Annotated in this window: 13 protein-coding genes; all 13 read left to right on the forward strand. The window is 36.5% G+C overall.

Annotated elements, in window-relative coordinates; translation table 11 throughout:
- The first annotated feature begins 6 nt into the window (after positions 1 to 6).
- The 13 genes from rfbB (at position 7) to AB3I42_RS02285 (ending at position 19,069) form a co-directional block, all read left to right on the forward strand.
- Positions 7 to 1,035, forward strand: coding sequence for a dTDP-glucose 4,6-dehydratase (rfbB, locus tag AB3I42_RS02225; protein WP_010719743.1), 1,029 nt, complete (start codon positions 7 to 9; stop codon positions 1,033 to 1,035).
- Positions 1,036 to 1,216: 181 nt separating this feature from the next.
- Complete coding sequence (gene rfbD / locus AB3I42_RS02230; protein WP_014834184.1) at positions 1,217 to 2,065, forward strand: dTDP-4-dehydrorhamnose reductase; 849 nt, start codon at positions 1,217 to 1,219, stop codon at positions 2,063 to 2,065.
- 51 nt (positions 2,066 to 2,116) lie between these two features.
- Positions 2,117 to 4,168 carry a hypothetical protein gene (locus tag AB3I42_RS02235; protein WP_081115122.1) on the forward strand — a complete coding sequence of 684 codons (2,052 nt, stop codon included), beginning with the start codon at positions 2,117 to 2,119 and terminating at the stop codon, positions 4,166 to 4,168.
- Positions 4,169 to 4,390: 222 nt separating this feature from the next.
- Positions 4,391 to 5,644 (forward strand): EpaQ family protein, encoded by a 1,254-nt coding sequence (locus AB3I42_RS02240; RefSeq protein ID WP_010738177.1) that lies wholly within the window; start codon positions 4,391 to 4,393, stop codon positions 5,642 to 5,644.
- Positions 5,645 to 5,857: 213 nt separating this feature from the next.
- Positions 5,858 to 6,664 carry an ABC transporter permease gene (locus AB3I42_RS02245; RefSeq protein WP_096709490.1) on the forward strand — a complete coding sequence of 269 codons (807 nt, stop codon included), beginning with the start codon at positions 5,858 to 5,860 and terminating at the stop codon, positions 6,662 to 6,664.
- An 11-nt stretch (positions 6,665 to 6,675) separates the two neighbouring features.
- A complete protein-coding gene (locus AB3I42_RS02250; RefSeq protein ID WP_010719738.1) occupies positions 6,676 to 7,896 on the forward strand; it encodes an ABC transporter ATP-binding protein in 1,221 nt (406 codons plus the stop codon).
- Positions 7,886 to 9,472 (forward strand): class I SAM-dependent methyltransferase, encoded by a 1,587-nt coding sequence (locus AB3I42_RS02255; protein ID WP_368022235.1) that lies wholly within the window; start codon positions 7,886 to 7,888, stop codon positions 9,470 to 9,472. Before AB3I42_RS02250 ends, AB3I42_RS02255 begins: the two co-directional genes overlap by 11 nt.
- Before the next feature lie 37 nt (positions 9,473 to 9,509).
- On the forward strand, positions 9,510 to 11,648 hold the full coding sequence (locus AB3I42_RS02260) for a glycosyltransferase family 2 protein (RefSeq protein ID WP_181914587.1): 2,139 nt from the start codon (positions 9,510 to 9,512) through the stop codon (positions 11,646 to 11,648).
- Between the two features lie 206 nt (positions 11,649 to 11,854).
- Entirely contained in the window at positions 11,855 to 13,246 is a 1,392-nt protein-coding gene (locus AB3I42_RS02265; RefSeq protein WP_010738174.1) for a sugar transferase, read from the forward strand.
- 17 nt (positions 13,247 to 13,263) lie between these two features.
- Positions 13,264 to 14,304, forward strand: coding sequence for a glycosyltransferase family 2 protein (locus AB3I42_RS02270; RefSeq protein WP_010738173.1), 1,041 nt, complete (start codon positions 13,264 to 13,266; stop codon positions 14,302 to 14,304).
- Positions 14,305 to 14,557: 253 nt separating this feature from the next.
- Entirely contained in the window at positions 14,558 to 15,403 is an 846-nt protein-coding gene (locus tag AB3I42_RS02275) for a phosphorylcholine transferase LicD (protein WP_010719733.1), read from the forward strand.
- Between the two features lie 12 nt (positions 15,404 to 15,415).
- Complete coding sequence (locus AB3I42_RS02280; RefSeq protein WP_081128604.1) at positions 15,416 to 18,133, forward strand: DUF5776 domain-containing protein; 2,718 nt, start codon at positions 15,416 to 15,418, stop codon at positions 18,131 to 18,133.
- A gap of 234 nt (positions 18,134 to 18,367) precedes the next feature.
- On the forward strand, positions 18,368 to 19,069 hold the full coding sequence (locus AB3I42_RS02285) for a 2-C-methyl-D-erythritol 4-phosphate cytidylyltransferase (protein ID WP_010719731.1): 702 nt from the start codon (positions 18,368 to 18,370) through the stop codon (positions 19,067 to 19,069).
- Positions 19,070 to 19,073: the final 4 nt, after the last annotated feature.

Raw genomic sequence — 19,073 nt, forward strand, 5'->3', positions numbered from 1 at the left:
TTTTATATGAAAAATATCATTGTTACTGGTGGTGCCGGATTTATCGGCTCAAATTTCGTCCACTATGTGGTCAATCATCATCCAGAGGTTCATGTTACGGTGTTAGATAAATTGACTTATGCTGGGAATAAAGAGAACTTAGCAGGGCTACCTAGTGACCGTGTAGAATTGGTCGTTGGTGATGTTGCGGATGCAGAATTAGTGGATCGTTTAGTCAAAGAAGCAGACGCCGTAGTCCACTATGCAGCAGAATCGCATAACGATAATTCGCTAAAAGATCCATTTCCTTTTGTCCAAACCAATATTATTGGTACGTACACCCTGTTAGAAGCTTGTCGTAAATACAATGTTCGTTACCATCATGTATCCACCGATGAAGTGTATGGGGATTTACCTTTACGTGAAGATTTACCAGGTCATGGAGAAGGCGAAGGGGAAAAATTTACAGCTGAAACACCTTATAATCCATCAAGTCCATATTCTTCAACTAAAGCGGGCTCTGATCTATTAGTGAAAGCTTGGGTTCGTTCATTTGGGTTGCAAGCAACGATCTCAAATTGTTCAAACAACTATGGACCATATCAACATATTGAAAAATTTATTCCTCGTCAAGTTACTAATATCTTAAGTGGTATACGTCCAAAACTATATGGTGAAGGAAAAAACGTTCGCGATTGGATCCATACGAATGATCATTCATCTGCGGTTTGGTTGATTTTGACTAAAGGAAAAATCGGTGAAACTTATTTGATCGGTGCCGATGGGGAAGAAGATAACAAAACAGTCATGGAATTGATTTTGGAACTTATGGGACAACCCAAAGATGCTTACGACCATGTCAACGATCGTGCAGGACATGATTTACGTTATGCAATTGATTCGACAAGGTTACGTGAGGAGCTAGGTTGGCAACCTGAATTTACCAACTTCCGTGATGGTTTAGCTGATACAATCAAATGGTATGAAGAACACCAAGATTGGTGGAAGAAAGAAAAAGAAGCTGTGGAAGCAGCCTATGCCAAAAATGGTCAATAAATGATGATAAGCCGGATTTAAGGAACTCTCAAAAAATTCGGGTAAAAAAGACACGCATGAAGTTGTAAAACGTGCAGAAAAAAATTAGTATAAAAATAGGAATTGTTTATTGGCAATTGTAAGGGGAGCTGTGACAGATGTTGCAGACCCCTTTTTAAAACAAAAAAGAGGAGAGATCAGAATGTTCTTATTAACCGGAGGAAATGGTCAACTTGGAACGGAATTACGCCATTTATTAGATGAAAAAGGAATGGCTTATGTGTCAACTGATGCTGCTGAGCTGGATATTACTGATGCAGAAAAAACAATGGAGTATATTACAAACTTAAAGCCAGAAATTATTTTTCATTGTGCAGCGTATACAGCCGTTGATAAAGCAGAAGAAGAAGGCAAAGAATTAGATGAGAAGATTAACGTTGATGGAACTAAAAATGTGGCATTGGCTGCAAAAGCAGTGAATGCTAAATTAGTATATATCAGTACAGATTATGTCTTTGATGGCAAAAAGAAAGACCAAGAATACCGCGAAGACGATCCAACTAACCCATTGAATGAGTATGGTCGTACAAAATTATTAGGGGAACAAGCGGTTCAAGAAATCTTAGAAGACTATTATATTATCCGTACTTCATGGGTATTTGGTGTTTATGGACATAATTTTGTCTTTACAATGCAACGTTTAGCCGAAACGCATGATCGTTTAACTATTGTCAATGATCAATATGGTCGCCCAACTTGGACTCGAACACTTGCTGAATTTATGGTATATGTGATTGAAAAACAAGCACCTTATGGCGTATATCAGTTATCCAATGAAAATAGCTGTTCATGGTATGAATTTGCCAAAGAAATCTTAAAAGATACGGATGTCGAAGTAGCACCAGTCACTTCAGCAGAGTATCCACAAAAAGCAGTTCGCCCACAATATTCTGTGATGAGTCTAAAGAAAGCAGAAGATCTAGGCTTTGTCATTCCGACATGGCAAGAAGCATTAGCAAAAATGTTGGAAGCAGCTGAAAGTTTGAAATAGCAAACTTGTTTTTCCGTAAAAAAAAGAACAAACTAGAAATTGGAGAATCGCATGGAAAAACAAACAAGACGCGCGCAACGAACAGCCGTGAAGCCTGAGCGCACAGATCATTCTGTTCTTGATGTCTTTCTAAAACTTCGTTACCTCATCGGATTGCTAGTCATTGTAGTTATTGTGACGTTTAATTTGAATGGTAGTTCATTGGGTGTATGGGATAAATATGTATCGCAACGAGATGACGGAAAGAAAACTGATGTCATCTTCGGGCAAAATAGGGAAGTTCGTTCAGATGAATGGCTCGTGCAAACACCTTTTTATCTTTCACAAGCTGAAAATGACTATCCTTTAGTAAATCCCGATTATTCCTTAAATGGACAAAATATGATCATTGCTTATAATTCTCCTGTTAAAGATATCACAGTTATTGGTAAACCATTCAATTGGGGATTCTTTTTCTTGGGAAGAGATCGTGGGCTTTCGTTTTATTGGGCAATGAAATTAGTGGTCATGGTTTTATTGGGGTATGAAGTTTTAATGATTTTGACAAAAAGAAAAAAAGCTTTATCACTCGTAGGCGCCTTTGCCTTAACTTTCTCACCAGCAGTCCAGTGGTGGTTCATGCAACACGTGGGAGATCTGATTTTCTTCACATTAGGACTAATGGTTGCTTTTTATCATTATTTTTACCAACATCAAAAAAAATGGGTACGAGCAATGATGATGAGTTTGATCGTCATATTTGGTCTAGGTTTTATCCTGGTGATTTATCCAGCCCATCAAGTTATGCTTGCTTATTTACTTGTCTTTTATTTTGTTGGGTTATTGCTCTATTATGGGAAGCGAATCACTTGGGATTGGTTTGATGCAGTACTGATCATTGGGGCAATATTATTTATAGGTGGCGTACTGATCCACTTTTGGTTAACCTCTAAAGATGCGTTACTGGCTTCTTTAAATACCTTATATCCAGGAAAACGAGTAAGTACAGGAGGAAAATGGCATTTAGGAGAGTTCTTTTATTTTCTGACAAACTGGAAAATTTCGTTTAAAGATATCAATTTTTCTAATAATTCTGAAGTTGCTCTGTTTTATCATTTCTTCCCGACCGTCTTTTTAGCAAGCCCATTTGTTTTATTTGGTAAAAAAAATAGTGAACAAAAACTGTTTGGACGGATTTTAATGCTCTTTTGTCTGTTTTCAATTTATTGGATTACTTTAGGATTACCAAAATGGCTCGCTGAACTCACTTTATTATCTTACGTGCCACCTTTTAGAGCAATATTAACCTTTAGTTTTGCAGCTTGCCTCTTAACCATATGGTTTATTGCCTATATTTGGCAAGAAGATGTGATCCCAACATGGTATAAATTTTTCCTATTGTTGGCGAATGCGGGAATCTTTACGTATGCTTTGGTCAATTCCAAAATGACAAAATACTTTACCGAATTTGAGATCACTATGATCGTGATTGTTGGTACGTTAATCCTGGCATTTATTTTGTTCCGACGTTGTCGATTGTTCTATCTTTCGTTTATCGCTTTGATTGTAGCTTCAGGTTTCTTTGTGAACCCAGTTGTAGAAGGAACTGGTGCGATCTTTGAAAAGACTCTGGCAAAAGAGATAAAAGCAATTGATCAGGCAGATCCACAACAAGTATGGTTAACAGAAGATGAGCTGTATAACTTTACACCAACATTAGGCGTAAAAGCTTTTAATTCGGTACGCTTTTATCCAGACATGAAGGCATGGGCTAAAATTGATCCAGATAAAAAATATGAAAAATATTATAATCGATATGCCCACACACGTGCCTTTATTGCTAAAGAAAAAACTTCATTTGTTTTAGATCGTCCAGATATGTTTTCTGTGACCCTCAACTTTAAAGATGCTGAAAAGCTTGGAATCAAATACGTGGTCAGCAAACGCCCGTTAACTGATTATAATCAATTGTACCAAGCACAATTCACTCAACTATACGGTCCTGATAAAGATGGTTATATGATTTTTGAAGTAACCTATCCTGAAAACGATCCATCTACAGCCAATAATGCTGTGAATAATACGGATAACCAAGTAGATGAATGGTCGTATACAGGCGGTTGAGAAAGTAATTATTAGGTATTGAGTAATTGATATGGGAGTGTAAGGAAGTAAATTTCTTTACTGCTTCTTCTGAAATTGCTCAGTACCTATTTTTAGGTTCCATGTTTTTTCTTTTAAAAAGACTGGATGAAGCACTAAAAGTGAGTTTTTTATCAATTAATCTAAAAATAGCATTGCCGTTTGTTTTTAAAAAACAGTATAATAAAACAGTATGAAAGGAGGATGGAGATTATTCAGACGGTTATTGGAAAATTAATAAATAAAATGAGTGTTGGATTACTGATTCTATTTCTTTCTGCTATTTATTTTGTATGGACAGCAGGCCTAGGCAATGCTCAAGCGCTTTTTTTATATGACAACAGTGCGCAATTTGTTACGTTTGGCATTGTCATTTTATTTATTTTAAACGTATATAAAGGACGAAGAGCTGACTTTATTTTTTTAGCAGCGGCAATGCTTATTTATTTTCTGTTTGATCATTTCCGTGAAGTAAGAGCAAGTTCTATGAATGTAGATCTTTTGATCCCGCTAATCATAGTCTTTTGTTTGACGGTTAAATGGATTCAGTTTGATAAGTTAGATCGTTCGATTTTTATTTTAGTATGTTATGTCTTTCTTGGCATTACGTTATACCGCATTTTTACTGAAATAAAAATTCCTGATGGTGAAAGTATTTGGTTGCCTGATAATAAAGTTTCCGATATTTGGATCAACACGAATACGATTGGTAGTACTTTAATGACCCTCTCCTTACTGATCAGTGGGTTTGCCAGTTCATTTGAGCGCTGGTATGTTCGGGTATTCGTTGGATTTCCGAGTGTGATTGCTGGGATTATTGGTATCTGGGTCTGTCAATCAAAAGGTGCTTTAGTTGCGATGATCGTATTTGTTTTACTGGATATTTGGCCAAAACAATTGTTCAAAATAATACGAGCGCCATTTTTAGCCTACATGATTGTCACGATTTTTGCGTTGCCAGTTTCTTACTTAGCAGCTCATTCCGAGCATCTAAATCTCTTTACTGGTCGTGAAGAAATTTGGTTGAAATTCTATGAGACTATTTCAGAAAAAAGCGAACAAGTCTGGGTTGGAATGAAACCGTTCATTTTTCAACGTGGAAATCAATTTTTAGGAAATCACAATAGTTATAATTCATTTTTAAATCTATATGGATTGCTGGGTGTCATCATCGCAGGGGTACTAGTCTTAATTTATGTAGGTCGATTGACCTTAAAAGCAGATTTATCGAATGGACAAGTAACCTTTTTATGGGCATTCTTTGCGGTGATGATCCAATCCTTTATGGAAGATACTTTAACTTCTTTTCCGTGGGTACCTATCATCTATCTGTTATTGGGAATGGCAAGTCACCGGTATGATGATTTAAAAAACGTTGCAAGCAAGCGGAAAATAGCGAATCAACAAACGAGGGAAACGACAGACGGCTCTTTATCAAGAGTAGCACGCCGACATTAAATATTTAGATAAGAGCTAGTTGAAACAAGTTATTCTTGGGTCAGCTAGCTTTTTGCTTCATTGCAATTAAATTATTTCTTATGTAAAATAAAAATGTTAGCGTAAAGTTGCTTAATAGAAAATTAAGAAACTAAGAATATCACAGTCCGTGAGTAAAAGTGTGGTAAAATGGCACATGACTGTAATTAACAGAATTTGCTTGGAGGAACACAAATGTTTAAAGATCTGTTTTTATTTATGAAGGATATCTACCAGAATAGAAAGCTCTTGCTTCAGTTTTCAGTGAATGACTTTAAGTCTCGCTATGCGGGCTCTTTTTTGGGAATTTTATGGGCATTCATTAATCCTGTCTTTACCGTATTGATTTATTGGTTGGTCTTTGGTTTTGGATTAAAGGCAGCGATGACAGATGGAAAATATCCTTTTATTGTTTATTTGATTACGGGAATGATCCCATGGTTCTTTTTTTCTGACGCGTTTACATCAACGACGTTAGTTTTCAGAGAATACACTTATTTAGTAAAAAAAGTTGTATTTAATATCCGCATTTTACCAACTACGAAAATTTTATCGAATCTATATGCACATCTTTTCTTTATTTTCGTTGGTTTAGTGGTGGTTATTGGACATGGAATCTATCCAACTTGGATGACGCTCCAACTGATTTATTATTTATTCTGTATGTGTGCTTTTTTAACCGGCTTAACATGGTTGACAGCATCAATTCAACCATTTCTACCAGACATCATGCAATTGATCACGATTGTCCTACAGTTGGTTATGTGGACATTGCCAATCCTTTGGAGTCCAAGTCAGTTCAATCCAGTGATCGTTCAAATCTTAAAACTAAACCCACTTTATTATGTCGTGCAAGGATATCGTGAGTCTTTCTTAGGACAAGCTTGGTTCTGGCAACACGGAATGTATACTCTCTATTTCTGGGTATTTACGCTAGCTATCTTCGTTATTGGATCTGCTGTGTTCCGTAGATTGAAACCACATTTTTCAGATGTGCTGTAAGGAGTATGAATATGACTGAATATGCGATTAAATTAAAAAACATTACAAAATCTTATAATATGTACGCAAAACCATCTGACCGTTTTCGTGAAGCTTTGAATCCCTTCAAAAAATCTTACCATGACGTTTTTTATGCGTTGAAAAATATCAATGTGGAAATTAAAAAAGGGGAAATGATCGGTTTTGTCGGAGAAAATGGTTCAGGAAAATCCACCATGCTCAAAATCATTACTGGCGTTTTGACGCCCACATCTGGAACAATGGAGATTGAAGGGAAAATATCTGCACTATTAGAACTAGGTTCTGGGTTCAACCCCGAATATTCTGGCTATGACAATATTTATTTGAATGGCATGGTGTTAGGCTTTTCTCGTGAAGAAATCGATGGAATGGTCGGAGACATCATTGAATTTGCTGATATCGGCGAACATATTTACCAACCAGTAAAAACATATTCCAGTGGGATGTTTGTTCGTTTAGCCTTTGCGGTAGCTATCAATGTCAATCCAGATATCTTGATTGTCGATGAGGCTTTAGCTGTAGGGGACCTTGAGTTCCAGTTGAAATGTATGGAAAAATTTACTGAAATCAAGAACTCAGGTAAAACGATCTTATTCGTTTCCCATGACATCAGTTCGATCCGCCGTTTTTGTGATCGATCCTATTGGCTAAAAAATGGTGAAGTGGTTGAATATGGGGATACCATGGATGTCACAACGAACTATGAAAACTTTTTAAAGAAAAAATCAGTCAAAACAGTTGATCGAAATAAAAATCAAATGGAACGTTTTGCAGCGCCTGACATCGTTGATGTACTGAGTGCGGAATTATTGGATAAAGAAAAAAATCCTGTTGACGTGCTTGATCAAGGCGAAACACTGTATGTCAAAGTAACCTATGAAGTAAAAGATGATTCGATCAAGAATCCTGTTTTAGGGATTGCCTTACGAACTGTCGATAATTTTTACGTTTGTGGTTTAAATACACTGTTGGACGGCATCAAAATCCCTTGGAAAAAAGGCAAAAATGTTTTCTATTTAGAATATGAAAAACTAGGCCTGCTAGCTGGTGAATATTATTTTGATGTGGCAATTTTTGAAGAAAATGCCACCGTACCTTTAGTTTACAAAACAAAATATATGAACTTATTTGTTAATGGTTCATATATTGGGGAAGGAATCGTGGTCTTAGACCATAAATGGGAAGAAGGTTATCTAGCCGATGAAGTATGATTTTGAAATGGACTTAGATGAACAAAGTAGTGTAGGGAAAATTGCTGCCCAAATTAAACCAGGCAGCAAAGTCTTGGAATTTGGACCGGGAAACGGCCGATTGACCAAACATTTAATCGGAGCCAAAAATTGTCAAGTAAGTATCGTCGAATTAGATAAAGAATTATTCGATTTTGTCAGTGAATTTTCACAAGATGGTTTTTATGGAGATATTGAAAGTTTTGAGTGGGCAAACTATTATGCAGGGCAAACCTTTGATTATATCCTTTTTGCCGATGTTTTAGAACATTTAGTGAACCCAGCTGAAACATTAAAAAAAGTGAGAGAATTTCTCAACGAAGATGGAGAAATTTTAATCACATTTCCGAATTTAGTCCATAATTCTGTGCTGATCCATTTATTCAACAATGAGTTACCATGGGCTTCTTATGGCTTATTAGATGAAACACATAATTCTTTTTACACACACGAAGGTTTTAAAAAAGTGTTTGAAAAAGCTGGTTTATCTATTAATATTGAGGATTACCTTTACTTAGCTGTCGGAGACACAGAATTAAATTCAACTTATGAAGAATTACCCGAAGCAGTTCGCTATGAGTTCAAAATGCGACCTTTCGGAGAAGTTTATCAATACTTCTTTTCTTTGAAAAAACACACTGAGAATAGTCACATCTCACAACCACAAAATTCGAATTATGTTCGAATGGTGGAAGTGATCCAAAAGACTGCAAACAAAGAAGTCTCCCAAAAATATCCTTTCAACAATTATACGGGAGAAAACCAAACATTGACTTTTCCAATTGCCGGGGATGTCGAATCGGTCATTTTTAAATTTGCTGATCAACCAAGTTTTATCGAATTTAGCGGGGAATTGGCGGGGAACAAAATTGATTTCATCCAATCTAATGCAGTAATCAAAACACAAAATGATTGCTATTTATTTGATGGTGAAGTAACGCCACAATTTACTCTATTTGGTGTCGCAGGTCAAGAATTGACGATCCATTGTCATTATCGGTTTATCGGGGAATTGACACAAACCATGAAAGAACTACTTGAGGCAGTCAAACCTTTAGCGCAGATCGAGCAACGTCTAATGGCACAAATCACTTCGCTGAAAAAAGAAAATGAACAAGTGCGATTGACAAATGAAAAATTAGCTAACGAATTACAGATGACGACTGGCCGTTATTGTAAACTGATAACTGAGGAAGAATTCGCAATTAAACCAAGAAACCGCAAGCTTCGATCGAAAGAAACAGCAAAGAAAATTCAAGCAAAGGCGATTTCTCTATGCGTGGATAGCAAGCATTGGGATCCAGAAACGAAAATTTTGACAATCAATGGTTGGGGAATTTCTAACGCACAACGTCAGCCGTTATCCTATAAGTTATCTGTGAACCAAGCACCATTTTTTCAAGCCTTGCAGTTTGAACGGCCAGAAGTAAATGAGGCGGAACAATTGCCAGCGGGAACAAAAGCTGGTTTTGAATTGCAAATAAGATGTGAACGAGAAAAATCTTTTTTAATTGAAGCTGTTGCTGAAAATGGCGAATCCTGGTTTATCGAGATATAAGAACGAACTTATTTTTAATAAAGGAGAACAAAAGCTCGTGCAAAAAAAAGAGATTGCTGTATTTATAGACCGAATTACTCGTGAAAGAGCAACTGGGGATTTATTGATTGTTGGCTGGGCGGTTGATGAGGTGACGAAAGAAATTCCGATCATTAAAGTCGATAAGGACAAAGTATCTGCCGAAGTCACCAATGTTGTTCGTTTGGATATCAATCATTTATACAATATGGATGTGAAAACACCGAGTGGTTTCAACATCCGATTATCTGGAAGAATGAGAGGTAAAGCGATTTTAGATTTCCAAACAAAATCCCATCAAAATGGGATTGCGGTGAAATTGAATGGTCGTTATCCGTATGACGATGGCCTTGAAACAAACTGGGAAAAGAAAAAAAGATTGCTTCAAAAAGGATTCAATTATGCACGGACACACGGAGTGAAAAAAGCGATCCGACGTGTCAAGTTTGAAATGAAACCAGCTTCTGTGGATTATACCGAATGGATCAAACGTCATGAACAGTTTGATCTCCAAAAGCAACGTCAAGATGCTAAAGGATTTGAATATCGTCCATTAATCTCAGTACTTATGCCAGTCTACAATGTCGAAATCAAATGGCTGGAAAAATGTATTGATTCTGTTTTAAAACAAACGTATGATCACTGGGAACTATGTATCAGTGATGATGCATCAACTGATCCTAAAATCAGAAAATGTTTAGAAAAGTATCAAGCTAAAGATCAACGAATCAAAGTCGTTTTTAGAGAAAAAAATGGGCATATCAGTCTAGCGACCAACTCTGCTTTGGAAATGGCAACAGGAGAGTTCATAGCGTTGTTAGATAATGATGATGAACTACCGCCTTATGCGTTGTTTGAAGTCGCAAGCGTCTTGAATCAGCGTCCTGAACTTGATGTCATTTATAGCGATGAAGATAAGATCGATGCAGAAGGTCAGCGTTTTGATCCTCATTTTAAAGCGGATTGGTCACCAGATACTTTAATGGGCAATAATTATATTTCACATTTAGGGGTTTATCGTACCAGCTTAGTTAAAGAAATCGGTGGATTTAGAAAAGGATATGAAGGTTCTCAAGATTATGACTTGGTACTACGAATCACTGAGAAGATCCCAGCTGATCACATTTATCACATTGATAAAGTACTGTATCACTGGCGCACGATTCCGGGATCTACTGCCAGCAATGGTGAAGCGAAGAGCTATATTTATGATACTGGAGTCAAGGCATTGACTGATGCACTCGATCGTAGAGGAATTAGAGGAAAAGTCCGTCCTGGACGAATCTCTGGTTTCTACGAGGTCAATTATGAAGTGCTGCAAGAAGACTTAGTTAGTGTCATTATTCCCACTAAAAACGGATATGATGACTTAAAACTATGTATCGACTCAATTATTGACAAAACAACCTATTCCAACTATGAGATCATTGTTGCTGATAACGGTAGTACCGATCCTAAGATGCAGGAACTATTTAAGGAATACCAGCAACGACTAAACGAACGTTTTATAGTGGAATTGATCGATATACCTTTCAATTATTCTAGGATCAACAATCTAGCGGCAGAAAAAGCAAGTGGCAAATATTTATTGTTCTTAAACAATGATACGGAAGTTATTGAGCCTGAGTGGATGACCAATATGGTTGCCTATGCGCAATTTGATCGAATTGGCTGTGTCGGTGCCAAACTTTATTACCCAGATGATACGACACAACATGCTGGTGTGTTAGTTGGTATTGGTGGCGTTGCTGGTCATGCGTTGAACAACTATGACCAAACACACTGTGGTTACTTTGGTCGGTTAGTCATCGATGTCAATTACTTAGCGGTAACAGCTGCCTGTATGATGGTCAAAGCCAGTGATTTTCATGCGGTCCATGGCTTTGATGAAACATTAGCAGTCGCTTTCAATGATGTGGATTTATGCCTGAAAATTTATGAGCTAGGTCGATATAACGTTTATGCCCATCAAGTTGAACTTTATCATTTTGAATCAAAATCAAGAGGCTATGAAGATACGCCTGAGAAGCAAAAACGTTTTGCAGGTGAGATAAAGAAAATGCAAGTGAAATGGCCAGGATATATCAACCATGATCCTTTTTATAACGATAATCTGACAAAAGAAGGAATTGGAGATTTTTCATTAAGACCAGATTAATTAAGAAATGAAAATAGAAACTATCATGCAATCAGTTAAGAAAGCATGGTAGTTTTTTTTTCGTAAAATGAGATATTAAAAGCAAGCGTTATAATTGTAGAGCAGTAGTTTTTTGTAATTCTGTTACAATTTGTTTATTCACTAGGCTTTTAAACCCTGCTATGGTAAGATAATAGGTGCATTATTTTGTGATTAGGAGTGTATATATGAATAAAAATGGGGAATGGAGTGCTGCAAGACGAATATTCATTATTTTAATGGATGTTTTGATGTACAATGTAGCCATATATAGCAGTTTCTTACTGAAATTTCATGGGGAAATACCCATGCGGAATTTTGAAACTTTTCAACATTCAGCAATCTTTATTTCTGTTATATTTATTGCCTTGAATATCTTATTGGGCGTATATGTTTTTTATAATCGAACGGTCAGCGATATCGTGTTTGTCACGGTTATTGGTCAAGTCTTAATGACATTGGGGATCATGGTCGTCACCTTTGCTGGACGCTGGTTTGCTTTCCCACGAGGCGTAATTTTACTGTCATTTGTGCTAGCGACCATTTTATTGAGTCTTTACAGAATATTAATCTATAAGTTGTACTTGAAAGTCAGTCGTGATAAGAAAGTCGTGATCGTTGGATCAGAAAAAGATGTGGCACCGGCCATACAAAATTTCAGTTCTAAAAAAAATAATAAGCATAAAGTAGAAGCGGTTGTCATCGATCACTACTATGAAAATGTGAAAAAAATGATTGATCAAATGGATATCGTCTATCTGGCTTCACATATTGAAGAAGCAGAAAAAGTAAAAATCTATCAACTAGTGACAAAAAATGAGAAGAAATTATTTCTCAATACGACATTTGAAAACTTAACGATGATCAATCCAAACATCATGAACTTTGAAGATGAAAGTATTATTGAAGCTTCAGGATTCAGAATTCCACCAGAATATGAATTATTCAAGCGGTTGTTTGATATTATCGTTTCGTTGATTTTACTGATCATAGCCTCACCTTTCATGTTATTAACTGCTATTTTAGTAAAAGTTACTTCACCGGGTCCGGTTATTTATAAACAAATTCGGATCACTAAAAATCAAAAAGAATTTTCAATCTATAAATTTCGCTCGATGACTGCGACTGCAGAAGCCAAATCAGGACCTGTTTTGGCTAAGAGCAACGATGCTCGTGTCACTCCAGTGGGTAAATTTATCCGAGCAGTTCGTTTTGATGAATTACCACAAATCTTTAATGTATTAAAGGGAGACATGTCGATCGTTGGTCCTCGACCAGAACGTCCTTTCTTTGTTGATCAATTCAATGCGGAAAATCCTTATTACTATTTGAGACACAATGTACGTGCTGGGATAACGGGTTATGCGCAAGTTTATGGGAAATACGTATCAGATTACAACAGTAAATTACGGTTTGATTTACTTTACATCAAGAAATATTCTTTATTGCTCGATTTAAAAATATTATTACAAACCATTAAAATTCTTTTTGATAAGATGTCTTCTCAAGGCTTGGAAGAAGATGAGAATGTTCATTCATTGGCAGAGATTGCTTTTCCAAAAGAGAAAATCTTTCGCTAGTTGAGAGGTAGTGAAAAATGAGTAACCCAAAATTTAGTATCGTCATACCCATTTATAATGCTGAAAGCACGATTGCTCGTACGATCGCATCTTTAAAAGAATTTGATTTTACTGATTATGAAGTTTTGTTAATCAATGATGGTTCGACAGATCAAACGGAAGCAATCATTACGAGACTTATTGAGAACGACCCTAAATTTCGACTGATCACAACGGCTAATCAAGGGCCTGGTTTAGCAAGAAATGAAGGGATTATGCAAGCCCAAGGAACTTACATCTTATTTTTTGATGCGGATGATACGCCGAAAAAAGAAGTTTTATCTGATTATGACAAGCTTTTAGCTAAACATCCAGACACCGATTTGATCGTTAGTTCATTTATCTTTCGAACGATGGACGGAGAACAGATTATTTCAGAAAAAGAAAATTTAGTGACGGAGCATCATTATCAAAGTCATGATAGTTTTATAAAAGACATGTATCGATTAATGAACGATCAGTTGATGTATGTAGTTTGGAATAAATGTTATCGAAGGGATATTTTAAAACAGAATCAGCTTCTTTTTAAAGGATACAATAGCTGTGAAGACCGTATTTTTAATTTGCATTATTATAAATATTGTCAAAATGTCCTGATGAACCCGAAAATTTCTTATATTTATGAATTTGAAGGTGGCAAAGGAATCACGAATCAGTACCGTCCCAATAAATTTAGTACCTTCAAAGAGTTCTACCAATTAGCAAATGAAGTGACGAATGAAGTCGATAAGCCAGGAATGGCAGCTCTCCATTTAAAAGGAACGACGTCGGTCATCTTTTCTATCTATGGCACTTCGACACGGACAGCAAAAGAAAAAAAAGCTGAAGCAAAGCAAATATTAACGGATCCAACTATTGTTGAGGCGAAAAAAATTGCTTGCACCGACTCTACAGTAAAAAAAGTAACGAAGCAATTGTATAACCTGCCTTGTTCATTCTTTTTAACTGCTGTACGCATCGGAAGTTTTGTTGAAATAAAGATGCCAGGATTGATGGCAACACTAAAACGAGTGTATTAAATAAGCGACCGGAATAGCAGGGTGATATCATTTGCTTTTCAATCGAAATAAAAAAGCAGTGACAGCTGTCATGGCTTTATTCTCACATTTATAAAAGTGTTAGGATAAAAGTTTCTTCTAACACACTATTTATTCGAGTTTGGGTCTTTAGGTTTTCCTTTTGACCCACACTCTTTTTTTGCAAATTTAGACAGATTCTATTTCGGATAAAAAAAATAGTTATGATAAAATAAAAATAGAGGGAGCTGTAAGTATGTATAGTAATGATCCTGAATTAAGAAATGTCCAGCAGGTAGTGTTAGAAATCGCTCAATATTTTGTCGATTTTTGTAATAAACACGACCTACTTTGTTATTTTTGTGGTGGTGGCTGTATTGGCTCTATCCGTCATCAAGGTTTTATTCCTTGGGATGATGACTTGGATTTTTTTATGCCTAGACAAGATTATGAAAAAATAAAAGAACTATGGCCAAAATATGCTGATGTTGAACGCTATCCGCTATTGGTTGCTTCTGAGAATTACAATGATCATAATTCATTTATGACCATTCGAGATGCAAATACCACATTTGTCAAAACGTATCAAGAAGGAATGGCTATTCCTCATGGTATACCGATTGATATTTTTCCTTTGGACGGTGCGCCTGAAAAAAGTGCGCAACGGAAAATCCAAAAAATGTGGGCGCTCGTTTATGCATTGTTTTGTTCTCAGGTTGTGCCCGAAAAACATGGAGGAATGATGGCAACAGGTAGCAAGGTGCTTTTAAGTACGTTCTCTTCGCCCAAAATTCGCTATAAGATTTGGCGTTTTGCAGAAAAACAAATGAGTAAGTACTCATTCGGATCGACACCTTATGTCACAGAATTATGTGTCGGACCTAAATATATGGGAAATATTTACCATTTGGAAGATTTTAAATCAGCGATTGTTGTTCCCTTTGAAGAGACAAAAATGCCAATTCCTGTTGGATATGACCGCTATTTGAAACAGGTCTTTGGTGACTACATGCAATTGCCCCCTGAAGAAGAACAACAGCCTCATCATGAAGCTGTTCTTGTTGATACTAAAAAAGCTTACAAAGTAAACGATACAGTATGAAGGAGAAAAGAGATGAAACGGATTTTTTCTGGTGTACTTTTATGTACATTATTATTAAATAGCTCTATTTCCAATACTTATGCAATTGAAAATATAGCTAAAACTTCTCAATCTAGTCAAGAACAGAAGGCTATGAATGAAGTGGGAACTGAAGAAAAGCAAATGAACGACTCGTCTGATTCAGCAACACTTACCACAACTAACGATACAAAACAATCGGATAGTTCGACAACTACGGAAACATCTACGGCTGAGACTTCTTCGACAGAATCCAGTATGACCAGCAGCTCGACAATCCCCACTCAAGAAAGTACCAGCACTTCGGGTTCCGAGACCGCCAATTCTACGAGTGATTCTACCGAGGTCCAACCAGATGCTAGTCAAGGTGATTCAAGAGAAGATGCTGAACTCGGGAAAAGAGGGACAAACCATAAAAAAGGTACTTATGCCATGCAACCGTCTGGCAGTCAGTATGGGATTATGACGAGAATGAGGGAACCTGATAGTGTATATGCCGATAATCCTAATTTACCAAGAAAAGACTTCATTGATGTCGCTAGTTGGAATGGAACAATCTCTGTTGCTGAGTATCAAAAAATTAAAAGTTACGGGGTTACGGGAGTAACCGTCAAGCTCACTGAAGGAACATCTTATACTAATCCGTATGCGCAAAGTCAAATCAACAATGCTAAAGCTGCAGGACTAAGCGTGTCCGCTTATCATTATAGCTTGTATACATCTGTCCAGACGGCTCAAGCAGAGGCAAAATATTTTGCACAAGCAGCGTCAAAATTCGGTTTGCCCAAAAATGCGATCATGTTCGATGACGCAGAAGACCCAAACTTGATTTCCAACGGACGCGATACGCAAAAAAATGCTCTGGCTTTTAATCAACAACTAAAAAATCTTGGGTATTCTAATGCTGCACTATATCTTAGTAGAGGCTGGCTAGATAGTGGGTACATCAATCCTGCTCCCTTTAATAAAGAACGTATATGGGTCGCACAATATCCTTATACTCCAACACAATCGATGCAGTGGAACAATGATTATGGCGCTTGGCAGTGGTCGTCTAAAATGTATTTCCCAGGTTTGGCTAATTATCAATCACGTCCCTTTGACATGTCGATGATTTACAGTTCTTTTTTTGGAACGCCAAATACAGGAACCGGACCTGACCTAAATAAATATTATACGACAAATCCTGGAAGAGTCATCCTCAAGAAGGATGATTGTTTTTACAATGATGTGAATTTTACCAGTCCTGGAATGACTGTTAAAGAAAATACTTTAGTTACTGTGAAAAGTATTCAAACAACCGCTAGTGGGATTCCACGCTTATTTACAGATCACGGTTATTTAACAGCAAATAAATCATATGTTGTAGCGGCTCAAAGCAATATTGATTCTTATTTTACAACGAATCCTAAAAAAGTTCGTTTGAAGACCGATGATTATTTTTATGCAGATACAGCTTTTACCCAGCGTTTAAATAAAGTCACGAAAGGTACAGTGGTGGAAGTAGAAAGCTTAGCTTACACGGACTCTGGTATTTTCCGTTTAAAAACAAAAAATGGCTATTTGACTGCGAATAAAAATTTGGTCGAACAGTATCGTGATATCTCTGATATGTACTATATGACAAATCCAGGACAAGTCATTGCTCAGACAAATGATCGTTTTTACCAAGATGTCGAGTTTACAAAACCAGGAGAATCAGTCTCAGCTGGTACGGTCATCAAAGTAACGGGAATTGAAAAAACAAAGAGTGGAATACCTCGATTAAAAACAAATAAAGGCTTTTATACAGCAAATAGAGACTACGTGATCGCAACTGTAGCATCAATTGATAATTACTATACGAAAAACCCTGTTCGAATCGTCATGAAAGCCAATGATACTTACTATCGAGACACAGACTTTCTCCATAAAGGAAAAGCAGTGACGAAAGGATCGCTTGTATCTGTTACAGGTGTCGTATACCGTGAAGGTCAAGTACCGCGATTGCTTACGCCCGATGGCTATTTGACGGCTAATAAAGAGTATGTGCAAGAAGTGCCAGATAATATCTCAAACTATTATTATAGTAATCCAGGATATGTGGTCATGAAGACAAATGATACGTATTATCATGATGTCAATTTCAGTCAAAAAGGGGAGGCAGTCTCTAAAAATGAATTGATTGAAGTCCAAAATGTGGTATTTACAAGTGGTGGAATCCCACGGTTAAAAACGGCAAAAGGCTATTTGACAGCAAATAGAGGTTATGTAACACAATTAGTGAGTGACAGTGATAATTACTTTATCGAAAATCCAAGAAAAATTGTTATGTTGAGGGATGATCGCTATTATTCTGACATAGACTTTAAACAACCAAGTACCGCAATTGCGAAAGGTACGGTGATCGATGTCTTAGGTATCGAGTATACAGCTGGTGGAATCCCACGATTAAAAACCAATAAGGGATATGTTACAGCTAATAAAGGGTATGTTACAGCTGCTGCGAATGCAAATGATAATTATTTTGTGACGAATCCTAAAAGAGTTCAACTGTTGATGAATGATTACTACTATAAAGATCTCAGTTTTACGCAAAAAGGAGCTGCAATTAGCAAAGGAACGATCGTAGAGATCCAATCAATCGAATATACCCCATCAGGACTTCCACGATTAAAAACAGCTGATGGTTATGTGACTGCAAATAAAAAGTATGTTCAAAAAGTAAACTAAAAATAAATAAATCAACACATCAATCGAATGTTCTATCATTCTTTTGATGTGTTGTTTTTTTGTATAATACTTATATTTCACCGAGGCTCAGTGGAAAACATTGAAAGTTATTGGCAGTTGTGAGAAAATGTAAAAGGTTAAATATGGTTTTTATTGAACGGATAGTGAAATAATAGGCAAGTTTTCAATACCTATTTAGTATAAATACACATAAAAGAAAGGAATTTATCTCATATGATTACAGCTATAATTATTGCCGGTGGCGTTGGCAAACGAATGGGGCAGGATATACCAAAACAATTTATTAATATCGAGGGGAAGCCCATCATTATTTATACATTGGAGTCATTCCAACACCATCCACAGATTGATCGAATTCTTGTTGTATGTAAATCAGGTTGGGAAGAAACCATGTGGGCTTATATCAAAGAGTTCAATATCAGTAAAGTCCAATGGGTGATTACTGGCGGATCTAAAGGACAAGAATCAATCAATAACGGTGTACAATTTTTAAAAGATTATTCAGAGGATGATGACACAATTATCATTCATGACGGTATCCGTCCATTGGTGGATGAACTCGTCCTATCAGATGTGATTGTGAAATGTAAGGAATATGGAAATGGTGTGACTTCATTACCGTATAATGAACAGATTTTTATTAAGAAAACCGAAGAAACGACACAACAATATGTGGATCGTAATACGTTACGACGTGTTTCAACACCACAAGCATACCAATATGGTAAATTACTATCTGCTTATAATCGGGCGGTCAAAGAAAATATTGGAATGACAGACTCATCTTATACCAATACGATGATGGTGGACTTAGGTGAAACCTTGTATTTTGCGGCTGGTTCTGATAAAAATATCAAATTGACCACAACCGATGATTTAGAGCTTTTCAAAGCATATTTAAAAATGAAAGATTAGGTGA

Origin of the sequence: Enterococcus sp. C53 (assembly GCF_040887425.1) — a bacterium.
In the GTDB taxonomy this organism is placed as follows: domain Bacteria; phylum Bacillota; class Bacilli; order Lactobacillales; family Enterococcaceae; genus Enterococcus_B; species Enterococcus_B hirae.